We start from the raw sequence: 21,829 nt of genomic DNA on the forward strand, positions 1-21,829 counted from the left end.
AAGGAAAACTGTGCCGGACTTTGTTTTTAATATTGTTATTTACTTTTTTCTTTCTCCCGAAAATCTGTTGGCGAAATTCCCTCTATTTTTCGAAATAAAGTACTAAAATAGTTTTGGCTGCTAAATCCAGAGTTTTCTGCAATATCCGATATGGTCCAATTTGGGTTAGTTATTAAAAACCGTTTCGCCACATGGGTACGATACTGAATTAAATACTCCGAAAAAGAAACACCTACTTCTTCGTGAAATTTCCGACTTAAGTAGGTAGGGTTAGTATGCACCTCATTTGCGATTGCTGAAAGTGAGATCTTTTCAGCAAACTTTTGGTGGATGACTTTAAGAGAACTTTGAATTAAGCTGGAATAATTTTGAGAAAAGGGATTTTCTTTATACTTGGATAGAATCTTTACTAATACCTCCTCAATCACTGGCTTCGTTAAATAATCTATAACCCCGATTCTTAGAGATTGCTGAGCATAGCTAAAATCCTGACAGGCTGTAATCATAATTATATCCACATCTTTATTGCATTGCCTAAGTTCTTCTCCAAATTCAAGACCAGATTTTCCTGGAAGATTAATATCTAAAAAAGCCAAATGAATCTCATGATTTAGAATGATGGACTGTGCTTGAATAGCATCGGCAGCCTTGAAAAACTTCCATAAAGGAAATTCAGTATGCAGCAAATATTCTAATTGTTCCAGTTCTAATGGTTCATCATCAAGTAATAAAACATTCATTTCTATTTGCCCCTCTGCAAAGATTCTCCTGCTGGTCTTTCGTTTAATTTATATAAAAGAATATTTGAAGTAAATATGATTGAGAAAAGAAGTAGATATATTTTAAAAAAGAGTAATAATTCTGAAAATGTCAATGGAACTATTTTTTTATAATTTGAGTAAGGAATAATTTTGCAACGAGGAAGGGAGAAATATTGTTGAAAACCAAGCTTAAGGGAAGATATGTAATTGGCTATGATGGTTATGATCATGTCATTTTAGAAAATGCAGAAGTTGTTTATGAAAATGACACCATTATTTATGTGGGTAAAGATTATTCTGGAGAAGTTGATGAAGAAATTGATGCAGGTAACTCCGTTATTAGTCCTGGATTTATCGATTTAAATGCATTGGGTGATATTGATCACGATATTTTACATTTAGAAGTAAGCAGCGACAGAAACAAAAACTTGCTTTGGTCGGAGCGTTATGTTGAAAACGGACATCATGAAATCATGACGGCGGAAGAAGAAGCTTTTAAATCACTCTACGCATATTCTCAATTGATACTTCATGGCGTTACTACCGCTATGCCGATTACCTCTGTTTTTTATAAAAAATGGGCAGAAACATATGAGGAACTAGCTGTAGCAGCCCATCATGCTGGAAAATTAGGGTTAAGAATCTATTTAGGACCAAGTTATCAATCAGGGATTAGAGTTGTCGAGCCAGATGGAACGATCAAGCTTTACTGGGATGAAGAAGCTGGAAGAGCAGGACTAAAGCGGGCTATCAAGTTTGTCAGAGAATTTGATGGTGCTTACAATGGCTTGGTTAAAGGAGTGCTTGCACCTGAACGAATTGAATGTCAAACGGATGAAAGCCTAAAACAGACTAAATATTATAGTGAGCAATTAGGCGTACCAATCAAACTTCATGCAGCTCAAGGAAACTTTGAATATCACACAATCTTAGAAGAACATGGGGTAACCCCAATTCGTTATTTGTATAATCTCGGCTTTTTAGGTCCAAAAACCGGAATTCCTCACGCTCACTTCATTGCTGGATATTGTGAAGCACAAGCGGGTGATGGAGATGATTTAGCACTTCTTAAAGAAACAAATACAACGGTTATACATTGTCCGTTGATTATTGGAAGACATGGGTCTGCTTTGAATTCGTTTGCCAAATACAAAAGGACTGGAATCAACTTAGCGCTTGGAACTGATACATTTCCTCCAGATATGTTTCAAAACATTCGAACAGGCAGCATGCTGTCACGCCTAATCGAAAAAGATGTAGTAGACTCAACCTATGCAGATTTATTTCGGGCTGCAACAATTGGTGGTGCCGACTTCCTAGGCCGGAAAGACTTGGGGCGTATTGCTGTAGGAGCAAAAGCTGATATCATTGCGATTGATTTAGATGGATACCACATTGGTGTCCTAGATGATCCTATCCGCACTATGATTGTCAGCGGAAGTGGAAGAGATGTTAAATTATCCATCATTAATGGTAGCGTTGTAATGAAAGATCGACAAATTCCTAGTCTTGATTTAGAAGAAATCAAAAACAAAGGGCAAAAATATTTTAATAAAATGAGAAACGGTTATTTAGAAAGAGATTATCAGCAGCTCTCAGAGAAGGAATTGTTTAATCCTTCCTTTAAGATTGTTGATTCAATAGAAAGGTGATCGTATGAATGAAAGTTATTGGTTAAAGAATGTACGTTTAGAAGTTGGATATAAAAAAGAAAATGATAGAGTAGTTGGTACGATTACAAAGCTTGCTAATCTATTCATTTCAGATGGCAGGATTACAGAAGTGGATTACTCAAAGGATGCTGTCACTGACGATTTACCTGTTATAGATGCAAACGGGCTGCTTTTAATTCCGTCTTTTATCGAAAAGCATGTTCATCTTGATAAAACCTATATGGGTGAGGATTGGAGAGCTTGTATTCCAGCAAAAGGTGTGATTGAACGCTGTGAAATTGAAAAAAATATTCTAGCTTCCATACTATCAAGCACACAGAATCGGGCAGAAGCTTTGCTTGAAATATTATTATCTTATGGTTCCACTCACGTGAGAACCCATGTGGACATATATCCAGAAGTGAAATTGCAAAATTTAGAAGGTGTCAGGCGTGCCCTTGATACTTATTCGAATAAAGTAAGTTCAGAAATTGTGGCATTTGCACAGCATGGTTTGCTGCGTCCAGGTACGGTGCAACTTATTAGAGAAGCAGTAAGAAATGGTGCAGGAATTGTCGGTGCGGTTGATCCTGCCTCGGTAGATAATAATATCGAAGCATCATTAGTTCAGCTTATGGAGTTGGCAGTTGAAGGTAATGCAGATATTGATTTGCATTTACATGATCCAGGGCACTTAGGAACATTTACGATGAAGCGACTTGCTTATTTAACAAAGCAGGCTGGATGGGAAGGAAGAGTAGCCGTCAGTCATGCCTTTGGCCTTGGAGATGTTTCAAAAGAAGAAGCGATTGAATTGGCACAGATTCTAAAAGATGCAGGAATATCGATTGTGACCAGCCTTCCAGGCGGCAGGGCCATTCCGCCCGTTAACTTACTTACGGAATGTGGAGTAGAGGTCGCTATCGGGAATGATAATATTTATGATTCTTGGTGGCCAACAGGTAACGGTGATGTTCTTGAAAGAGCTGGGCGCCTTCTTGAGCGTTACAGATGGACGGATGAGGTTTCACTCGCGCAATCTCTTAAATATATCACGGGTGGTATCACTCCATTAGACAGAGAGGGGAACCAAGTTTGGCCGAAACCTGGAGATACCGCAAATATAATTTTGGTAGATGCAAGCTGTTCTGCAGAAATTATTGCAAGAAGATCCACTCGTAAAGCAGTTTTTTACAAAGGTAATCTAGTTTCCGGATCAATGAAATAAATATAGTAAATCTAAAAGAGGATGTTAATTCATTCTCTTTTTTTAATTAGAATTAATAAATACTTTTTTCTCTAAAAGAAGTAGATATAGTTAAAAAACAGGTAAAGATTTTAGAGAAAAAATAGTCTGAATATTTTTATAATTAGATAAAGACCTAGCGGTTTTAAACAAAAACAGGGGGTTGGAGTCTATGAAAGTAAAGAGAGGGATAGGTAGATTATTTCAGGTTATGTTGCTGCTGTTTGTTATTACCGGTTGTTCGACAAATAACAACGTCAGCACAAAAGTGAATTCCAAGGAAGATGCTTCCAAGGATGGAGGTACATTGGTGATTGTTCGATTGTCAGACGCTGAAAATTTAGACCAGCAGTTTATGTCGACTATCAATGCGGCAAGTATAACCCATGGAAAAATTTACGAGGGGCTGGTAGGACGAGATGAAAATGCAGAAATAAAGCCTTTGTTAGCCAAGTCGTGGGAGCAGGTAAATGATACAACTTGGGAATTTAAGCTTAGAGACGACGTCGAATTTCATGATGGAACTCCCTTTAATGCTAATGCGGTAAAAGCAACGTTTGATAGACTGCTAGACCCTAAGGTAGGTTCACCAAGAGCAGTGGTATTAAGTATGGTGAATGAAGTGAAAGTAGTCGATGACTATACCGTTCAATTTATTTTAAGTGAACCTTTCTCACCTTTACTTTCAATCCTTGCGAGTCATGAAGGGGGTATTATCAGCCCAAAATCGATTGAAGAGTATGGCGGGAAAATAATTAATGAACCAAATGGTACAGGTCCATTTGTTTTTGAATCATGGACTCCTGGTCAGGAAATTAAATTAAATAAAAACAAAGAATATTGGGGAGAAAAAGCTAAAGTTGATAACGTTGTCTTTAAGGTGGTACCGGAAGAAACAACAAGAATCTCCATGATTGAAACAGGAGAAGCACATATTGCTGAACCGCTGTCGGTAACAATGATGGACACGGTTGAAGCTTCTCAATCGACTGAAGTTTATCGTAGTGAAGGATTTGGAACGGAGTTCATAGGCTTCAATGTACTGAAGAAACCATTTGATGATGTCCGAGTTCGTAAAGCTATAGCTCATGCTGTAGAAATGGATTCTATCATCAAAGGTGTATATAACAATGTCGGAAAAAAAGCAAATTCATTATTAGGCTCCAAAGTTTTCGGATATCACCCGAATATGAAAGCATATGGATATAACTTAAATGAAGCAAAAAAGTTGCTTGCTGAAGCAGGCTATCCAGATGGTTTTGAAACGACACTAATTACAATGGACAGCAAAGAAAGAATAAATATGGCGGAAGTACTTCAATCCCAATTAAAAGGAATTGGCATTAAATTAAATATTCAAGTGTTGGAGTATGGGACGTTTGTTGAGCAAGGAAATAAAGGTAATTTTGAAATGTTTATCAGCAGCTGGAGAAATGCTACTGGCGACGCTGACTATAATCAATATAACCTTTTCCATACAAGTTCGCATGGGTCGGCTGGAAACTACTTCTTTTATAGCAATAAAGAGATTGACAGTCTAATAGAAACTGCCCGCAGTGAGCAAGATCAAGAAAAACGAATGGAGCTTTATAGCAAGGCACAGGAATTGGAAATGGAAGATGCGGTATATATTCCAGTCCGCGTAATTGAGAATCTGGCAGCAGTCAGCAAAATCGTAGATGGTTTTTCCATTAGTCCGTCAGGATATTTAGAAATCAATGATGTATCGATAAAAAAACAATAAGTAACAAAAGAGGCTGGTACGCAAAGGGCATTAAATGACCACGTAGATCCAGCCTCTTTTGTTATTCTCTAATCACGCTTAAAGAATCCGCCAATCGTTACATAGGAAAGAACGTTATGAACAGATCCTATCCAGATTGAGAAAAATTGACCTATCTTCCACGTACTAGCCTCAGATGGAGTCGGTAATAAATCTGGGCTATAATTAGTTTGATTTTCGATTAGTGCAGGGTTTTGTCCCAAATAAACGCCCCTCTATATTACCTTACTATTATTTTTTGTTATTGTTTTATAGATTAAGACCATTAAACAAAGAACTGTTGAAATAGCAAAGCTAAACCAAATTCCTTTAAAGTCTTCCGTCCTCGTTACAAAAATATAGCCTCCAATGGTTCCAATGAAGGATGAGAAGGGGACTATGAATGGAAGAACACCTCTACTGAGAATGATATATAAAATTGGACTGATCATCGCCGCATAAATATTCCCAGTGAAAAATAATAATGTTAAGGGATTTGGGGTAAGTATGCTGACAACTACAAGTAAACATACACATACTGCCCCTGAAAAAATATAAGTGTATTTCCATTTCTCAGCGTTTGTTAGAGTAAAAAACATTTCCATTATATTTTTTACAAAAAGGCTAGCAGCGGCGTGCAATTCTGCACTGAGGGCTGAAGCGATTGAACTAAAAATAAAGACAACAAATAGGACGATTAGTACTGTTGATTGGATTTTGTTGACTAATTCAGAGAATAGTGAATAAATATTTTCAAAGCTTCTGCCAAAAATCGTAATCATTAACATGGAAGATAGGGCCAACGGGATGGTTGCCCAAATTAATCCTGTTAAGGTAAAGGTTATTTGAACCTTTTCTTTTTGAATGATAAATATTCTTTGCCATGTAGCACGGTCAATCAAAATTTGACCAAAAAAGACAAAGACTGCTGTGAAAATAAACCAAATGGCATCCGTGTTCTTTATATACAATAAATAAGGATGATATAGCTTAATTCCGTCATAAACAGGATAAACCCCTTCTTGAATATAAAAGTAGACGGGGATAATAATGACTGCTGCAAAAATAAGAGTGACATTAACACCAGCCACTTGGTGAAGGCGCTGCATCCCGCCGACTCCTCCGATAAAAAAACAAAAAGTTAAAAATAGCAATAACCCAATAAAATTAGGAATCGGAAAAATCATATGGATAAGAATTCCAGCTCCCATTGCTTGGACAAATAAGGAATGAAAGCTTGTAAGGAAAAGTATTGTAATCATAAACCAATATCCGCTTGGTGTTAATTTTTGTCTTAAAACATCTCCAATCGTATGCTGACCAGGATAATTCTCATGAATTTTTTTTGCCAAAAATCCGAATAAAATAGAGGTTAATGCCCCAACTAGTGAGTATCCAATTCCACCGATAAGACCGTATTTGACCAAGGTTTCCGGAGAGGAAAGGATTGTATTTCCTGTCACCCAGCGAGCCAATAAACTAACAACTCCAAAGCTTACTCCGAGTTTTATGGCACCACTGATATATAACTGATAATCATTTTTTTTCAATGGAATGTCTCCCTTAAGCGAAAATCCCTTGGTGATTGCCCTGTCATTTTTCTGAAAATTTGGCTGAAATAATGCTGGCTGTTAAAACCGCATCTTTCAGAAACCGTACTAATACTTAAATCAGGATACTCAATGAGCATTTTCTGAGCTTCCTTTAAGCGAAACTCGTTTAAATACTCGGAAAAGCCCATTCCAACTTCCTCATGAAATTTTCTGCTTAAATAAGCCGGGTTAATATGAATTTTTGAAGCTAAATAATTCAATGTTAATTTTTCACTATATTCTGCGTGGATAATGTTAATAGCATTTACTATTTGCTCTGTGTATCGCCCTAATCTTTCATACCTGCTTAATACATTCATTAATTCATCCTCAATGATTGGTTTGGTTATGTAATCAACTACGCCAAGTCTTATCGAAGTTTGAGCATATTCGAAATTTTGATAAGCAGTAACCATGATAATGTCGATCGTATAAGATTGTGTTAGTTCTTTAGCTAAATCCAATCCAGTCTTTCCAGGGATCTGAATATCTAGAAAAGCGAGAAAGATGTCATGCTGCTTAACGATTTGGAGTGCAATTGACGCATCTTGAGCTTTGAAAATCTTCCAGTTTGGAAATTTATTATGGATTAAATATTCGAGCTGCTCTAATTCTAGCGGTTCATCATCAACTAGCAGGATATTCATTAAAAATGTTCACCTTCCTTAGATTTCAGATTTCAGTATCAATGGAAAAATAGCTAATACACTTGTCCCGTTGTCCGAGTTGATTAGTTGTACAGATGTTTTACCATCAGGGAATAATAACTCCAGCCTTTTTGTAATGTTTTCTAAACCGAGTCCTCGATCCTCTGACAGTTCCTCACGACCTTCACTCGCAGTGTTCCATACTGTGATTTGAATTTCTCTTTCCTTTTTTTCAATGATTATTTTTAAAAATGCTTCACCCATATATTTTTCAAATGAATGTTTAAAAGCATTTTCGACAAACGTTTGAACAATAAACGGAATGGTAATGGCCTGGTTTACATTTGGATCGATTGAAAATTCATAATGAAGTCTGTCCCGGAACCTGATTTTTTGTATTTCTAAATAATAATTGACATAGGCTATTTCCTCATTGATGGTAATAAAAGTGTTATTTGTTTGATACTTAAATTTTAGCAGCTTTGAAAGAGTTTCAATCGATCGGATTAATTCTGTTTTTCGATCCAGTCTTGCTAAGCTTAATATTGAATTTAATGTGTTAAAAAAGAAATGAGGCTGAATCTCTTGATTCAATTGATTGTAAAGTGCAGTTTGCAGCTCTCTTTCTAAAGCAATTTCCCGTGTTTGTTTTTCCAGCAGGTCAATTCGCTTTTCAAAAATAAATAAAAAAAGCAATGTAAAAGCGCCTAGTAAAGGTGCAAGGGCTGCAATCATGATATTTAGGGAGAAAGCTTCAACTGTTAACATAACTGATATTCTCCTTTTAGATGAAGAAAAAGGGAGGCTTTTGCTTCTCCCTTTTTTAATATAATATTTTATCTTAATTTTTAATAATTAGAAAATATTTTTACATAAATTTTTCTGCATAATGACAGCTGACGAAATGGTTCGGATCAAATTCCCTTAAAGCTGGTTCATCCGTTTTACATTTCTCCGTTGCAAATGGACAGCGGGTATGGAATCGGCAGCCGTTTGGCGGATTAATAGGGGAGGGGACGTCTCCTCTTAAGATAATACGCTCCCGTTTTAATTCCGGGTTTGGTACAGGAATCGATGATAACAAAGCCCGTGTATACGGATGCAGCGGTGTATCAAATAAATCTTTTTTATCTGCGATCTCAACGACTTTCCCTAGATACATAACCATGACCCGATCAGAAATATGTCTTACCACACTAAGATCGTGAGAGATAAATAAAAAGGTTAGTCCAAACTGCTTTTGCAGTTTCTTCAATAGATTTAGGATCTGTGCCTGGATGGATACATCCAAGGCCGAAACAGCTTCATCACATATAATTAATTTTGGATTTACTGCAAGGGCTCTGGCAATCCCAATCCGTTGGCGCTGGCCGCCGCTGAATTCATGAGGGTAGCGGTCAAGAGCCTCTGGCGGAAGCCCGACATAGCCAAGTAGTTCAAGCATTCGATCCATTCTTTTTGACTTTTCCACTACATCTTGGATGGCCATGGCTTCATTTAAAATTTGCTTAACGGTTTGCCTCGGGTTAAGAGAAGCAAAAGGATCCTGAAATATAACCTGTAAATCCCCTCTAAGCTTTCTCATTTCTTTTTTATTTAATCCCAAAATGTCTGTTCCTGAATAATAAACCTTACCGTCTGTAGGTTCATCAAGTCTTAAAATCGCACGACCTGTTGTGGATTTTCCGCAGCCAGATTCACCTACAATACTTAAGGTCTCTCCTTCATATAGCTTGAAGGAGATGTCGTCTACTGCTTGTACATAGGCTTTTGGCTTAAAAAGGGAGTCTGTTTTAACAGGAAAATATTGCTTTAAATGTTCTACTTCTAATAAGACTTTCTTATCTGCTGCAGCCTGCATTATTTTACAGCCTCCTCTTTTACAATTTTTTCTGTCCATTGATCTGTATACATCCAGCAGCGAACCTTTACACCATCATTCTGCTCAATAAGCTCTGGCTGCTGTTGATGACAAATCGGTTGCTGATGAGTGCATCTTGAAGCAAAGCGGCAGCCAGCAGGCATATTGTAGGGACTAGGAACACTGCCTTCAATCGTTTGTAATTCTTCCTGATCTTCATGAATTTTTGGCAGTGAATCTAGTAAACCTTGTGTGTAAGGATGTCTTGGATTAGCAAAGATCTTCTCTGTTGGTGCATGTTCAATAATATTTCCAGCATACATGACCGCTACAGTATCACAAGTTTCGGCAACTACTCCTAAATCATGGGTAATCATAATGACGCCCATACCCAGTTTATTTTGTAGGTCTTTAATTAACTCTAGTATTTGAGCTTGAATGGTAACATCCAATGCTGTTGTTGGTTCGTCTGCAATTAATACCTCAGGGTTACATGCAAGTGCCATCGCAATCATGACACGCTGCCGCATTCCGCCGCTTAGTTGGAAAGGCTCTTGTTTTGCTCTTTTTTCCGGGGAAGGGATACCAACAAGCTTTAGCATTTCAACTGCCTTTTCCCATGCGGCTTTACGTCCCATTTTTTGATGCAATCGTAACGCTTCAGCAATTTGTTCCCCAACTGGTAAAACAGGATTTAATGATGTCATCGGTTCTTGAAAAATCATCGAGATCTCGTTTCCACGGACTTTTCTCATTTCATCTTCAGATATCTGTACTAAATCTCTACCTTTAAAAAGGACCTGACCGCCCGCTATTTTACCAGGAGGGGAGGGGATTAACCGCAGAATGGAAAGAGATGTTATACTTTTTCCACACCCGGATTCACCGACAATTCCTAAGGTTTCTCCTTTATACAAACTAAAATCGATGCCATCAACCGCCTTACTTACTCCGCGCTTTGTAGAGAAATGCGTTTTTAATCCTTTTACTTCTAAAATCGGTTTGTTTTTCTCCGGCATAGTCATTCACCACCTGTTAATTTAATTCAATCCGTTTATTAAAGAATCGATAAAGCACATCGACTATCAAATTCACTACTACGAAAACAAGTGAGGCAACTAATACCCCACCTTGAACCATTGGTAAATCACGCATTCTAATCGAATCAACAATCATTCTTCCTAGTCCATTAATAGCGAAGATTGATTCAACTAGAACCGTCCCGCCAAGCAAAGCGCCAAATTGTAATCCAACTACTGTAATAACTGGAATTAATGCATTACGTAATCCGTGTTTATAAATAATCAAACTTTCACGTACCCCTTTTGCACGAGCCGTTCGGATATAATCCTGACGAATAACTTCAAGCATACTTGATCTCGTCATGCGGGCAACAATGGCCGCCCCGCCCGCACCTAATGTCAGAGAAGGAAGGATAACATGAAGGAAGCTATCCCAACCGGCAACAGGAAGGATTTGCAGCTTAACTGAGAAGAAATACATTAACATTAATCCAAACCAAAAGCTTGGTAATGAAATACCTAATAGAGCTACGATCATAACCATTGTATCTTTTAGAGAATAAGGCTTAATCGCAGAAATAATACCAGCTGCCATTCCTAAAACAATTGTTATAAGAATACTGAAAAAGGCAAGCTCAATTGTAATAGGTAATCTCACTAATATTTCATCTAGAACAGGCTGACTATTCTTAAGTGAAACTCCAAAATCTCCACGAAAAACGCTGATTAAGTAATCGAAATATTGAACCAATAATGGTCTATTTAAACCTAATTGCTCCCGTATGGCTTCTATGGTTTCCTTTGAAGCTCCTTCACCAGCTAACAATACTGCTGGATCACCTGGAACTAGCTGCATAATAAAGAATACGACAAAAGTTACCCCTATAATGACCGGGATCGTTTGCATTAACCGGCGTAATATAAACATCAACATCTTATATAAACCTCCTCTATTTCTTCATTCTTGGATCAAAAGCATCGCGTAATCCATCTCCAAAAATATTAAAACCTAAAACTAGTATAGAAATAGCCAGCCCTGGAAAAATAGCGATATAAGGTGCGGAGAATAAGAAATCCCTCCCGCTGCTTAACATCGTTCCCCATTCTGGAGATGGAGGCTGGGCTCCCAGACCAAGGAATGATAATCCTGCTGCTGAAAGAATGACGGTAGCAAGTCTTAGTGTTCCTTGCACAATAATTGGTGAAAGAATATTCGGAAAAATATGTTTAAAAATAATTGTTAAATCATTCGCTCCCAGTGAGCGGATAGCGTCAATATATTCGAGTCGTTTCACTTCTAAGGTTGAACCGCGGACAATCCGAGCAAATAATGGAATAGAGTATGCGCCGACAGCGATCGTTACATTGATTAAACCAGGCCCAAGTGCACTAATGATGGCTAAAGCAAGTAGGATTCCAGGGAATGCCAAGAGAATATCCATGATTCTCATAATGGTCGAATCGATCCATTTTCCATAATAGCCAGCGATAAGTCCAAGAATAATTCCAAAAAAGGCACCAAAGATTACGGCGGTTATACCAATTCCCATCGAAAGTCTGGAACCATAAAGGATCCGGCTTAAAATATCTCTTCCTTTATCATCTGTACCCATCCAGTGATCTGCTGAGGGAGGTATTAATTTATTTTCTAAATTAATTTCGTATGGATCATATGGAGCAAGTAGTGGTGCGAAGAGTGCGACAAAAACATAGAAAAGAATGATGATTGCACCAACCATTGCCGCTTTATTCATTGTTAAAATAGATAAGAAATCTTTTATTTTTGATTCTTTAGGTTGATTCATTGTTTGAGTAATTACAACTGGTTGTTCTGTTTTTGCTTCTAATGTCATGTAAAACCCTCCTTAATTTTTATTTGAAAGAATGATGTCATTTCTAGCTGTTATAATCCTCCTTTCAGAAACTATTATTTTTTTTGTGATATGTACAAAATTATCAAAATTAATAGGAAAGTAAATATTTTTTAAATTATTTGTCAAAATAGTTAAAATTATTGTAAATATTCTGTAAATATTCCGGTGAATCATCTTCTATAATGCAGATAAGGATTTCAAAGGAATTGTGAAATCATTTTTCCTTTTAAATTCAGAATCTTATAAATATACAACAAAGGAGAGGTTAAAATGGAGAGAAAGAAACGATCCATAAAAAATGGCATTTTATTAGTATTAGTGGGATTAATGCTAATAGTAGCTCAAGCATGTTCGACAAAATCAAATTCTTCTAATGAAGCAGCAAGCAGCAAAGAAGAAACAAAAGAGGGTGGAACGTTAACTGTTGTTCGACTTTCTGATGCAACCAAGCTAGATCCACATTTTATTACAGATATTCCTTCAGCGAATATTACTTACCAAAAGGTTTATCAGGGACTTGTGGTTCCAGATAAAGATTTTAAAATTCAACCGCTTCTCGCAAAAGAGTGGACAGTAGTAAATGATACAACTTGGGAATTTAAATTAAGAGATGATGTAAAATTCCATGATGGAACACCATTTAACGCAGAGGCAGTTAAAGCAACATTTGATCGTTTATTAGATCCAAATACAGGCTCACCGCAGCGTACGAAATTTGAAATGATCACAGAAGTAAAAGTAATAGATGATTACACTGTACAATTATTACTTGCCTACCCTTATGCACCACTTTTATCGATTTTGGCAAGTCAGGAAGGAAGCATCATCAGTCCAAAAGCTTTAGCTGAAAATCCTGAAAAACTGGCTGAGCATCCAGTTGGAACAGGACCATTTGTATTTGAAGCTTGGAAGAGCGGTCAAGAAATCTCATTAAAGAAAAATGAAAATTACTGGGGCAAGAAGCCTAATATTGATCGTGTAGTATTTAAAGTAGTCCCTGAGGATGCAACCCGTCTTGCGATGATTGAAACAGGGGAAGCACACATTAATGACCAAGTTCCCGTTACTGAAATTGAACGGATTGAAGCATCAGATACGATGGGCCTCTATCGTACAGAAGGACTAGCTGTTGAATTCCTTGGATTTAATACAAAGAAAAAGCCGTTTGATGATGTAAAAGTCCGTAAAGCAATCAGCCATGCAATTGAAAGAGAAGCCATCATTAAGGGTGTTTATAATAATGTTGGAACCCTTGCAAATGTTGCAATGAGTCCTAAAGTATTAGGATATAGCGACAAAGTTCAGCCTTATGAGTATGATTTGAATGAAGCAAAGCAATTGTTAAAAGAAGCCGGTTATGAGAATGGTTTAGAAATTAAATTATTAACAAGTGATCGAAAAGAACGAATCAACATGGCAGAAGTAATCCAATCTCAATTAAAAGGGATTGGCGTAAATGTAGAAATTCAAGTAATGGAATACGGTGCATTTATTGAAATGATCAATAATGGTGAACATGAATTGGTAATCAACGGTTGGGGAAATGCAACTGGTGACGGTGACTATAACCAGTATAATTTATTCCACACTGCATCACAGGGTCCTGCAGGTAACCATTTCTACTATAGTAATCCAGAGGTAGATGAAAAGATTGAAGCGGCACGTCAAGAAACAAATGAAGCAAAACGTTTAAAGCTATATGAAGAAGTTATGCAAATCGAAATGGACGACGCCGTTTATATTCCAATTCGTAACTACGAGCATTTAGCCGCTCATAGTAAAAACGTCAGCGGTTTTTGGCTGAATGCTGCAAACTATCTCATGATTGATGATGTAGTAATTAAGTAAAGGTAACAAAGAGGAAAAGTACTTTGTAAAAAAGTACTTTTCCTAATTTTTTTAAATAGGAGGAATAGGAATGACTACTTTTTGGCTGACAAATGTCCGTTTGGAAAAAGGCTTCATAATCGAAAACGAACGTATTTCCAGTACTGAAACAGAAATATGCCACTTGAAAATTGTAGATGGAAAAATTGCAGAAATCACTAATTTATTACCGAAATCTGATGAGAAGAAGATTGATGCAAAAAATCAACTTCTTCTCCCGTCTTTACGAGATATGCATATTCATATCGATAAAACCTACTACGGCGGACCTTGGAAGGCTTGTACTCCAATTACAAATGGTATTTTTACAAGATTAGAAGAAGAAAAAGAATTGCTGCCAAAACTTTTACCTACCGCCCAAGAGCGTGCTGAGAAAATGATTGAAATGTATTTGAAAAATGGCCATACCCATATTCGCACCCATTGTAATGTGGACCCCGTGATTGGTCTGAAAAATCTAGAGGCAACGGTGAACGCCTTGAAAAAATACGAGGATGTTCTTACATATGAAATCGTTGCTTTCCCGCAGCATGGATTGTTAAAGAGTGCTTCTGTACAACTGATTCGTGATGCAATGAAGAATGGAGCAACCCTAGTTGGTGGAGTTGACCCAGCAACCGTTGATCGCAATATCGAAAAATCTTTAGATACAATCTTTGAAATTGCAGTTGAAAACAATAAAGGCGTCGATCTACATCTGCATGATCCCAACACATTAGGGGCATTTACTTTTGAGAGAATGGCACATTATACGAAGGAAGCTGGCCTTAAAGGCAGGGCTACCATTAGCCATGGAATGGCATTAGGTGATCTTCAAGGTGAAGCGCTTCTTGAAATGGCAGCTTTATTAAAGGATCAAGAGATTGATGTGACGACAACGGTACCAGTTAACCGGGCAACGATTCCGATTCCAACTCTTGATAAGTTAGGTATTTCAGTATCCGTTGGACATGATAGTATCACGGATCATTGGTCACCTTTTGGCACTGGTAATACCATTCAAAAGTTAGGAACTCTTGCAGAACGATTCCGGTTGTCAGATGAATATTCCCTATCAACAACTTTAAAATATGGTACAGGAGGAGTTACACCGCTAAATGAAAAGGGAGAGCGCGTCTGGCCAAAGGTTGGTGATGAAGCAACGATGATGCTCGTAAATGCATCCTGCTCAGCAGAAGCAGTAGCAAGAAGAGCCTCCGTTGAATCATTATTTTTCAGAGGGAAAAAGGTTGAAGGTAAGTTAACAGAATCAAATCCGGTGCAGGTATAAAGGAGGAAAGAACGAATGACCACTCCATATTGGTTAACAAATGTAAGATTAGAAACGGGATATATACAGGATGAAAAAGGGGTTTATGAAACCAAAACTGAGCTTTTTCATTTGAAAATCCAGGATGGTAAAATAGTAGAGAAAAGGAGTATTAGCTTTGCCATTCCACAAGGTGAAACGACTTATGATGGAAAAGGGTTACTAGCTGTACCTACATTTAAAGAAATGCACAATCATTTAGATAAAACGTATCTTTCACTTGATTGGAAAGCTCCTATACCAGCAAAAAATTTGGAAGATCGTTTACGTTTAGAAGCAAGGGAGCTTGAGGAATTAGCTCCAACAGCCAAACAGCGTGCTAGTGCGATGATTGAGTTACTTCTTTCTCATGGGTCGACTCATATTCGAACACATGTAAATATCGATCCATATATCGGATTGAAAAACCTGGAGGGTGTTAAAGCAGCGCTTGAGGATTACTCTGATAAACTAACCTATGAAATTGTTGCATTTCCTCAGCATGGTCTCTTAAGAGAAAATGTGATTCCATTGATGAAGGAAGCTATGAGATCAGGAGCTCAACTTGTCGGTGGGCTGGATCCAGCTGGAATTGACCGTAATATAGAAAAATCACTCTATGAAGTAATGAACCTTGCGACAGAATTTGATGCTGATATTGATATTCATTTACATGATAATGGTCATGTCGGCTATTATACTGTTGATAAATTTGTAGAAATGGTGGAAGAGGCAAAATGGCACAATCGGGCTGCAGTCAGTCACGCATTTAGTTTAGGGGAGGTGCCAGTACCACAACAGGAAGAAATCGCAGATAAATTAAGCAAAGCAGGTATGTCAATTATGTCTACGATCCCTATTACTAGGACACTTCCGCCGATCGATTTGTTAGATCAAAAAGGAGTAAATGTTTACTTAGGCTGCGATGGTTTTTATGATTCATGGGGACCATTTGGTACAGGTGATGTATTAGAAAAGGTAACACGCTACGGTGAACTTTTTCGGAAAAGTGATGAACGCTCATTAGCACAGTCTTTAAAATGGGCGACAGGTGGTCCAACACCTTTAAATAAGGATGGTGAAGTTGCCTGGCCGCTTCCGGGAGATGAAGCAAGTCTAGTTCTTGTTAATGCATCCTGTTCAGCAGAAGCAGTAGCTAGAACACCAAAGCGCGAGGCTGTTATTTTTAAAGGAAAAGTAGTATCAGGACAATTGTAAATCAAAAGCCCCGTTAGTTATTAATTAACGGGGCTTTGTTTAGCCTTAGGATTCTATGCGAAGTTTCTTATTTAACAGCCTAAAGATCTTTAATGCTAATTGGATTTGAAGCAGTTCCTCTGAATTCTTTAGATCAGAATTTAATATTTCTTTGATTTTCTCAATTCTATAGATAAGTGTGTTCCGATGCAAGAACATCGCTTTTGCTGTTTCACTGATATTAAGGTTATTCTGAAAATAATTTTCCAGTGTAATAATGTAGCTTGTTCCATGTAACTGATCCTGTTCATAAACCTTTCCGAGCCGTTTCACAAAAAATTCTTCTAATTCCATATCTTTAATATTGGAATCTAGGAAGTGATAGATAGAATGATCTTCAAAATGGGATACTCCGCCACTGTCTTCAAATTTTTGCATCAATCTTATCGATTCATTTGCTTCGGAAAAGCTTTTATGAAGAGAACGAATTGTTTCGTACTGTCTGCCAATTCCGATTAAGAAGGTGGTATTGCTTATTTGCTTATTCAGTATACTGTATAGATTATTAGTATATTGTTTTGCTTCATAAACAGAAACTGCTGGTCGGTTTTCATGCTGTCCAATTAAGATGATGATTCGATTGTTTCGATGAATGCAGGTAACTTCCCCGTCAGCTTTATTAGCGAAATCATAAATTAGTTCCACACATTTTCTAGCTTTATTCTCCAAGCTAACCCTTCTAGCCACCATATCCTCATACTGCTGGAACTCCTCTGATTCTATATTAATCACAATACAGTAATACATATAATTTGAATGAAGTCCATGCATTTCACTTAGCGTATGGATGGTTTCGCTAGAGGTTATTTTTCCAGTTAGCAAATCATCGAAAAAGTCCTGTCTGATTTTTAATTTCACTTCCTCTATTTCCTTGGCTTTTATCCTTTCAAGTGCAATGTTCGTCGATGCCTGCTCTAAAATTATGAAGTCAAATTCAGTCAGTTCCCTTATTGTTTGCCATACAATTATATATCCATAAATAAAGCTTGCTGCCGCAACAGGCAGGATTCTGCAATTTATTTCCATGCCTTCTAAATAATAAATTCGTTTAATCGTTTTTTTTATTTCACTAACATTTTTTGGAATAGTGTCAATGAATTCTTTTGGAAATGCGGTTCTATTTTTCACCAAATCAAGACAGTATGAAAGCGGAACTTTATTCTCTGTATGTTCTATAAAGTCCACTAGCTTCCAATCTTCATTTACAAAGATAATCGGATTATTAATCGTCTCAGATAACATCGATAAAATTCTATCAATTCCGCCGCCTTCAAGTGTAATTCTAAAAAATAAATTATGTATGTCTAGGGTTTTTCTATTTAATAAATCGTATCTTCCCGAAGCTTTTTCATTAATAATCGAGATGACCTTTGATAATGTATATTCAAATGGTAACTCCAATAAAGGTAATCCAAGCTTGTTTGCTTGGTCAATCATGTTCTGTGGGAGTTTATCAAAGTATCTTTTCATTTTAATAACTAGTCCGGCACAGTTAATTTCAGAAAGCTCCTGAATGATTCGATTTTGTAATTCTTCATTATCTTTAAATATATATCCTGTTGATAAAAGCAGTTCATTTGGTGACAGCCAGTCAAATGCCTCAGGATTTTCAATAATATTTACAATTGTTATCTCATTATTAATTCCTTTTTCCCCTGCTACTATTTTTAATCCATCAATGGCTTTAATTTCAAAAAGGTCCTTAACGGTCAACAATCTTTTCACATCCTCCGTTATCATTCATCACCATTCATTGTACAACATGCTCAAATGAATTCAAGTTTTTTGGTTCAGATAAACAATGACATATATAGGGATAAGAACTAAAATATATATAGCAACAAGCATGCTTCCGAATAGCCTATTACTAGAATAATGGATTAAGAGGTATTATAACCTATCGTGAAGTAGTTGTTTCAAACAATTCACACACACTATTGTGCATGATGCCTAGATTCAGTGGGTTTATTTTGGACAAGATAACCAATAAAGTATAGAAACTCTTTCATAAGCTTAACAATTAATCATAGTTTGTAATAATTTATACTGTCCAGCCTGGTTCAAATATGGGCCGAACTTTAACATTTTTGAAAATAGAAAGGTAAATAACGCAGCTATGAATACTGAAAACAAATATTTTAGTACATTTCAATGGTTTATCTATTTACTAGCTAATTCTATTGCACTGCCAATTGTAATTGGGAATGTGTTTCATCTCTCTGCAACAGAAATATCTGCATTAATGCAACGAACGTTTTTTATCGTAGGATTAAGTTCTTTTATTCAAGCAAAATTTGGCCATCGTTACCCCATTACAGATGGTCCAGCCGGTTCTTGGGTAAGTATTTTTGTCATTTTTGCAAGCATTGGGACACAGCAAGGTTTGACAATGATGGAGACATTACAAACACTTGAGGCGGGATTAATCGTTGCTGGATTAATATTATTACTGTTAGGAATAACAAAGTGGGTTCGACATTTACTATTTCTCTTTACACCCATTGTATCTGGCACTTTTCTGTTTATATTAGCCATTCAATTAAGTGGAGTCTTTTTTAAGGGAATGGTGTCAATAGATAGCAACACGGGGCAGCTGGATGTGGTGAGCTTTCTACTAGCTATTTGTATTTTTTTCTTTATTATTGTACTTTCCTCTAAGGCTAAGGGATGGTTAAAAAACTATGCTATCTTATTAGGAATCTTGGCAGGGTGGATCATATTCATTATTTTTGGAAAAAGTCATCGAAGCATTTCAATAGCATCAGCTGATTTCATTAAGCTTCCGGAAATTTTCCCATGGGGGTTCCCTACACTAACTGGGGGTGTATTGATTACAGCTATTTTATTTACCTTTTTACTCATTTCTAATACGATCGCCGCCATTTCCGCAGCAGAGGAAGCAATCCCAAATAATAAAGGAAAATTCCATGACAGGCTTAATGGAGGAACGTGGATAGGGGGAGTTTCTCATCTTTTTTCTGCAGTATTCTCAACAATTGCTGTTGTACCATTACCAGCTACTGCAGGCTTTGTCAGAATAACAAAACAATATCGCATTATTCCATTTCTGTTTGCTTGCGGGATTATGGTAGTCATTTCATTGTCTCCGAGTATTGTTGGCCTATTGGCTTCCTTACCTTTACCAGTAGCCAGTGGAGCCCTTCTAGCCACTCTAATTGAGATGGTTGGGATAGCAATTCGCGCTCTGACAAAACAGCCATTAAATGACAGGAATATTACCATTATTGGGGTATCCTTACTAGTAGGAATAGGGATCATGTTTTTACCCGATGATATTTTTAACGGTCTTCCATATGTGATTCAAAATATAGGTAAAAATGGTTTATTAGTAGGAACATTTCTAGCGATTATATTTGAACAACTTTGGAAACCAAAAGATTAAGCTGCAGAGACAAATGTTCTGCAGCTATTACTATTCTTTTTGCTGTCGGAGAAAATATATTACCTGATTCAGAGCATCTTGAACAAGAGAATCATGATAATCCTTATCAAGTTTGTGCTCCCCATTTGAATAAAATGGTTATTAAAAAATCAATTTCAAGCCTACTAAGACAAGCCCGATGAGAAAACCACAGACAGCCCCATTTACACGGATCCACTGCAGATCTTTTCCAACATTTGTTTCAATCATGTCAATGAGAGTTTTATCATCTAATTTTTCCAAGTTTTCTTCAACTAGTTTTCCAATCTTTGAATGATTATTATCAACAAAAATGGAAATTTGCTGCTGAATCCATGATTCAATGGCATTTATTTTTTCTTTATCTGTTTTCAAGCTTTCAAGTGCCTTTGATAAAAGAGGAAGGAGATAACTCTCGTAAAAATTAGGTAATTCAATTAGGGTGATTGCTTTTTCTTTTAGCTGTTCAACAAATTCAGTGATTTTATCCTCCAGATGCCATTCAGATATCATTTGTTCTTTTATATTATTTAATTCTAGAGAAAGGTTTTCATCGGTTTTTATTTCTTGTAGTTTTGTGTTTATATGAAAAAGTAAGGTTTGCCTATTTTGATTATATGGGTCCCTAAAGCTTTGTACACCTTTTTGGATGAGACCTTGAATGATATTGCCTAGCTTTTCCTCATTAACAATGTTCGTAAAAGATTTTAAAGCAAATTGCATAAAACCATCAGCTTTAATATTTTCTAGTGCATCAACTGCCATCCTGCCAAGTTTGTCTTTTGTACTTTCTTTTTTAGACCATTCATCGATTTCTTTTAGAACAACATCAAGGGCTTTTTCATCATATTTTCTTTTTAAAAGTTGATCAATTGCAAGAGGAAGATACTTACTTGCGTCTAGATCAGTAAGCTTTACTTTTAATTCGCTTTCGATGATGGGGGCTAACTTTTTACTATCAATTGAGTGAAGTAAATGCTGAATTAGCTTAATTGTCCCAATTTTTACAGGCTGCCCTGTGATTGCTTTCTCCGCTAAGTTAAAAAGCTTCTCGGTAAATGGAATGCTTGATACTTTCTTTCTAATACTTTCTTTAGTCAGCCAATCATTTTCAAGCATTGAAATAATTGCCCCGATAATTCTTTTACGGTTTTTTGGCAATAGCGCGGTATGCGGTATAGGTAACCCTAAAGGGTGGCGAAATAACGCGGTAACTGCAAACCAATCTGCAAGACCACCCACTAACCCTGCTTCAAATCCTCCTTGAAGGATTGTACCCCAAAGGGAATCCTGAAAAGGGATAGTCACTACAAAACCTGCTCCCATGACAGCTAGAGAAATCGTAGCTAAATGCTGCGATTTATTCTTTTTTTTCGACATCTTTGTATCCCTCATTTTTTTCTAAAATATGGTTTATTTATTGATATTATCTCAATATCACAAAAAAAAGCAAAAAAAAACTCCTCTTACATTACGAGGGCACTGAAAAAGTCCGCTTTTAACAATCAGGGGGTCAATTGCTCGATATTAGTCGAGCGATTGACCCCCTTTTGCTTTAT

18 protein-coding genes are annotated in these 21,829 nt (G+C 36.8%); 7 read left to right on the plus strand and 11 right to left on the minus strand.

The window, feature by feature from the left end; all coding sequences use genetic code 11:
• Positions 1-35 precede the first annotated feature (35 nt).
• On the minus strand, positions 36-740 hold the full coding sequence (locus tag TR08_RS25935; protein WP_045523190.1) for a response regulator transcription factor: 705 nt from the start codon (positions 738-740) through the stop codon (positions 36-38).
• Between the two features lie 197 nt (positions 741-937).
• Here TR08_RS25935 and TR08_RS25940 point away from each other — a divergent pair, with 197 nt between their 5' ends.
• From TR08_RS25940 to TR08_RS25950, 3 genes are all read left to right on the plus strand, one after another.
• Positions 938-2,413, plus strand: coding sequence for an amidohydrolase family protein (locus TR08_RS25940; RefSeq protein ID WP_045523192.1), 1,476 nt, complete (start codon positions 938-940; stop codon positions 2,411-2,413).
• Between the two features lie 4 nt (positions 2,414-2,417).
• Complete coding sequence (locus tag TR08_RS25945) at positions 2,418-3,641, plus strand: amidohydrolase (RefSeq protein WP_045523194.1); 1,224 nt, start codon at positions 2,418-2,420, stop codon at positions 3,639-3,641.
• A 190-nt stretch (positions 3,642-3,831) separates the two neighbouring features.
• Positions 3,832-5,403 (plus strand): glutathione ABC transporter substrate-binding protein, encoded by a 1,572-nt coding sequence (locus tag TR08_RS25950; RefSeq protein WP_045523196.1) that lies wholly within the window; start codon positions 3,832-3,834, stop codon positions 5,401-5,403.
• Between the two features lie 68 nt (positions 5,404-5,471).
• Here TR08_RS25950 and TR08_RS32850 read toward each other — a convergent pair whose 3' ends face one another.
• The 8 genes from TR08_RS32850 to TR08_RS25985 form a co-directional block, all read right to left on the minus strand.
• A complete protein-coding gene (locus tag TR08_RS32850) occupies positions 5,472-5,645 on the minus strand; it encodes a hypothetical protein (RefSeq protein ID WP_193747850.1) in 174 nt (57 codons plus the stop codon).
• Positions 5,646-5,657: 12 nt separating this feature from the next.
• Positions 5,658-6,971, minus strand: a complete 1,314-nt coding sequence (locus tag TR08_RS25955) for a sodium:solute symporter family transporter (RefSeq protein ID WP_045523198.1) — start codon at positions 6,969-6,971, stop codon at positions 5,658-5,660.
• Complete coding sequence (locus TR08_RS25960; protein ID WP_045523200.1) at positions 6,968-7,660, minus strand: response regulator transcription factor; 693 nt, start codon at positions 7,658-7,660, stop codon at positions 6,968-6,970. Before TR08_RS25960 ends, TR08_RS25955 begins: the two co-directional genes overlap by 4 nt.
• An 18-nt stretch (positions 7,661-7,678) precedes the next feature.
• Positions 7,679-8,428: a sensor histidine kinase gene (locus TR08_RS25965; RefSeq protein WP_045523202.1), complete on the minus strand. Its 750-nt coding sequence runs from the start codon at positions 8,426-8,428 to the stop codon at positions 7,679-7,681.
• Between the two features lie 100 nt (positions 8,429-8,528).
• Positions 8,529-9,521 carry an ABC transporter ATP-binding protein gene (locus tag TR08_RS25970; protein WP_045523203.1) on the minus strand — a complete coding sequence of 331 codons (993 nt, stop codon included), beginning with the start codon at positions 9,519-9,521 and terminating at the stop codon, positions 8,529-8,531.
• Entirely contained in the window at positions 9,521-10,540 is a 1,020-nt protein-coding gene (locus tag TR08_RS25975; protein WP_045523204.1) for an ABC transporter ATP-binding protein, read from the minus strand. The genes TR08_RS25970 and TR08_RS25975 overlap by 1 nt, the downstream gene beginning before the upstream one ends.
• Before the next feature lie 16 nt (positions 10,541-10,556).
• The gene (nikB, locus tag TR08_RS25980; protein ID WP_045523205.1) at positions 10,557-11,477 is read right to left on the minus strand and encodes a nickel ABC transporter permease; all 921 of its coding nucleotides are present in this window, start codon (positions 11,475-11,477) and stop codon (positions 10,557-10,559) included.
• Positions 11,478-11,493: 16 nt separating this feature from the next.
• On the minus strand, positions 11,494-12,348 hold the full coding sequence (locus TR08_RS25985; protein WP_238579249.1) for an ABC transporter permease: 855 nt from the start codon (positions 12,346-12,348) through the stop codon (positions 11,494-11,496).
• Between the two features lie 339 nt (positions 12,349-12,687).
• Between TR08_RS25985 and TR08_RS25990 the strand changes: the two genes are divergently transcribed.
• The 3 genes from TR08_RS25990 to TR08_RS26000 all read left to right on the plus strand — a co-directional run bounded on the left by TR08_RS25990 (position 12,688) and on the right by TR08_RS26000 (position 16,810).
• A complete protein-coding gene (locus TR08_RS25990) occupies positions 12,688-14,265 on the plus strand; it encodes a glutathione ABC transporter substrate-binding protein (protein WP_045523207.1) in 1,578 nt (525 codons plus the stop codon).
• Positions 14,266-14,335: 70 nt separating this feature from the next.
• A complete protein-coding gene (locus TR08_RS25995) occupies positions 14,336-15,574 on the plus strand; it encodes an amidohydrolase family protein (RefSeq protein WP_045523208.1) in 1,239 nt (412 codons plus the stop codon).
• A gap of 15 nt (positions 15,575-15,589) precedes the next feature.
• Positions 15,590-16,810, plus strand: a complete 1,221-nt coding sequence (locus tag TR08_RS26000; RefSeq protein WP_045523209.1) for an amidohydrolase family protein — start codon at positions 15,590-15,592, stop codon at positions 16,808-16,810.
• Between the two features lie 45 nt (positions 16,811-16,855).
• On the opposite strand, the gene TR08_RS26005 is transcribed toward TR08_RS26000, so the two are convergent.
• On the minus strand, positions 16,856-18,565 hold the full coding sequence (locus TR08_RS26005; protein ID WP_045523210.1) for a PucR family transcriptional regulator: 1,710 nt from the start codon (positions 18,563-18,565) through the stop codon (positions 16,856-16,858).
• Positions 18,566-18,965: 400 nt separating this feature from the next.
• On the opposite strand from TR08_RS26005, the gene TR08_RS26010 reads away from it, so the two are divergent.
• A complete protein-coding gene (locus TR08_RS26010) occupies positions 18,966-20,252 on the plus strand; it encodes a purine/pyrimidine permease (protein ID WP_045523211.1) in 1,287 nt (428 codons plus the stop codon).
• Between the two features lie 141 nt (positions 20,253-20,393).
• Here the strand turns inward: TR08_RS26010 and TR08_RS26015 are convergent, their stop codons facing one another.
• Positions 20,394-21,650 (minus strand): DUF445 domain-containing protein, encoded by a 1,257-nt coding sequence (locus TR08_RS26015; protein WP_081954658.1) that lies wholly within the window; start codon positions 21,648-21,650, stop codon positions 20,394-20,396.
• Between the last annotated feature and the right edge of the window lie 179 nt (positions 21,651-21,829).

Source organism: Neobacillus niacini (genome assembly GCF_000759675.1).
GTDB lineage: Bacteria > Bacillota > Bacilli > Bacillales > Cytobacillaceae > Neobacillus > Neobacillus niacini_A.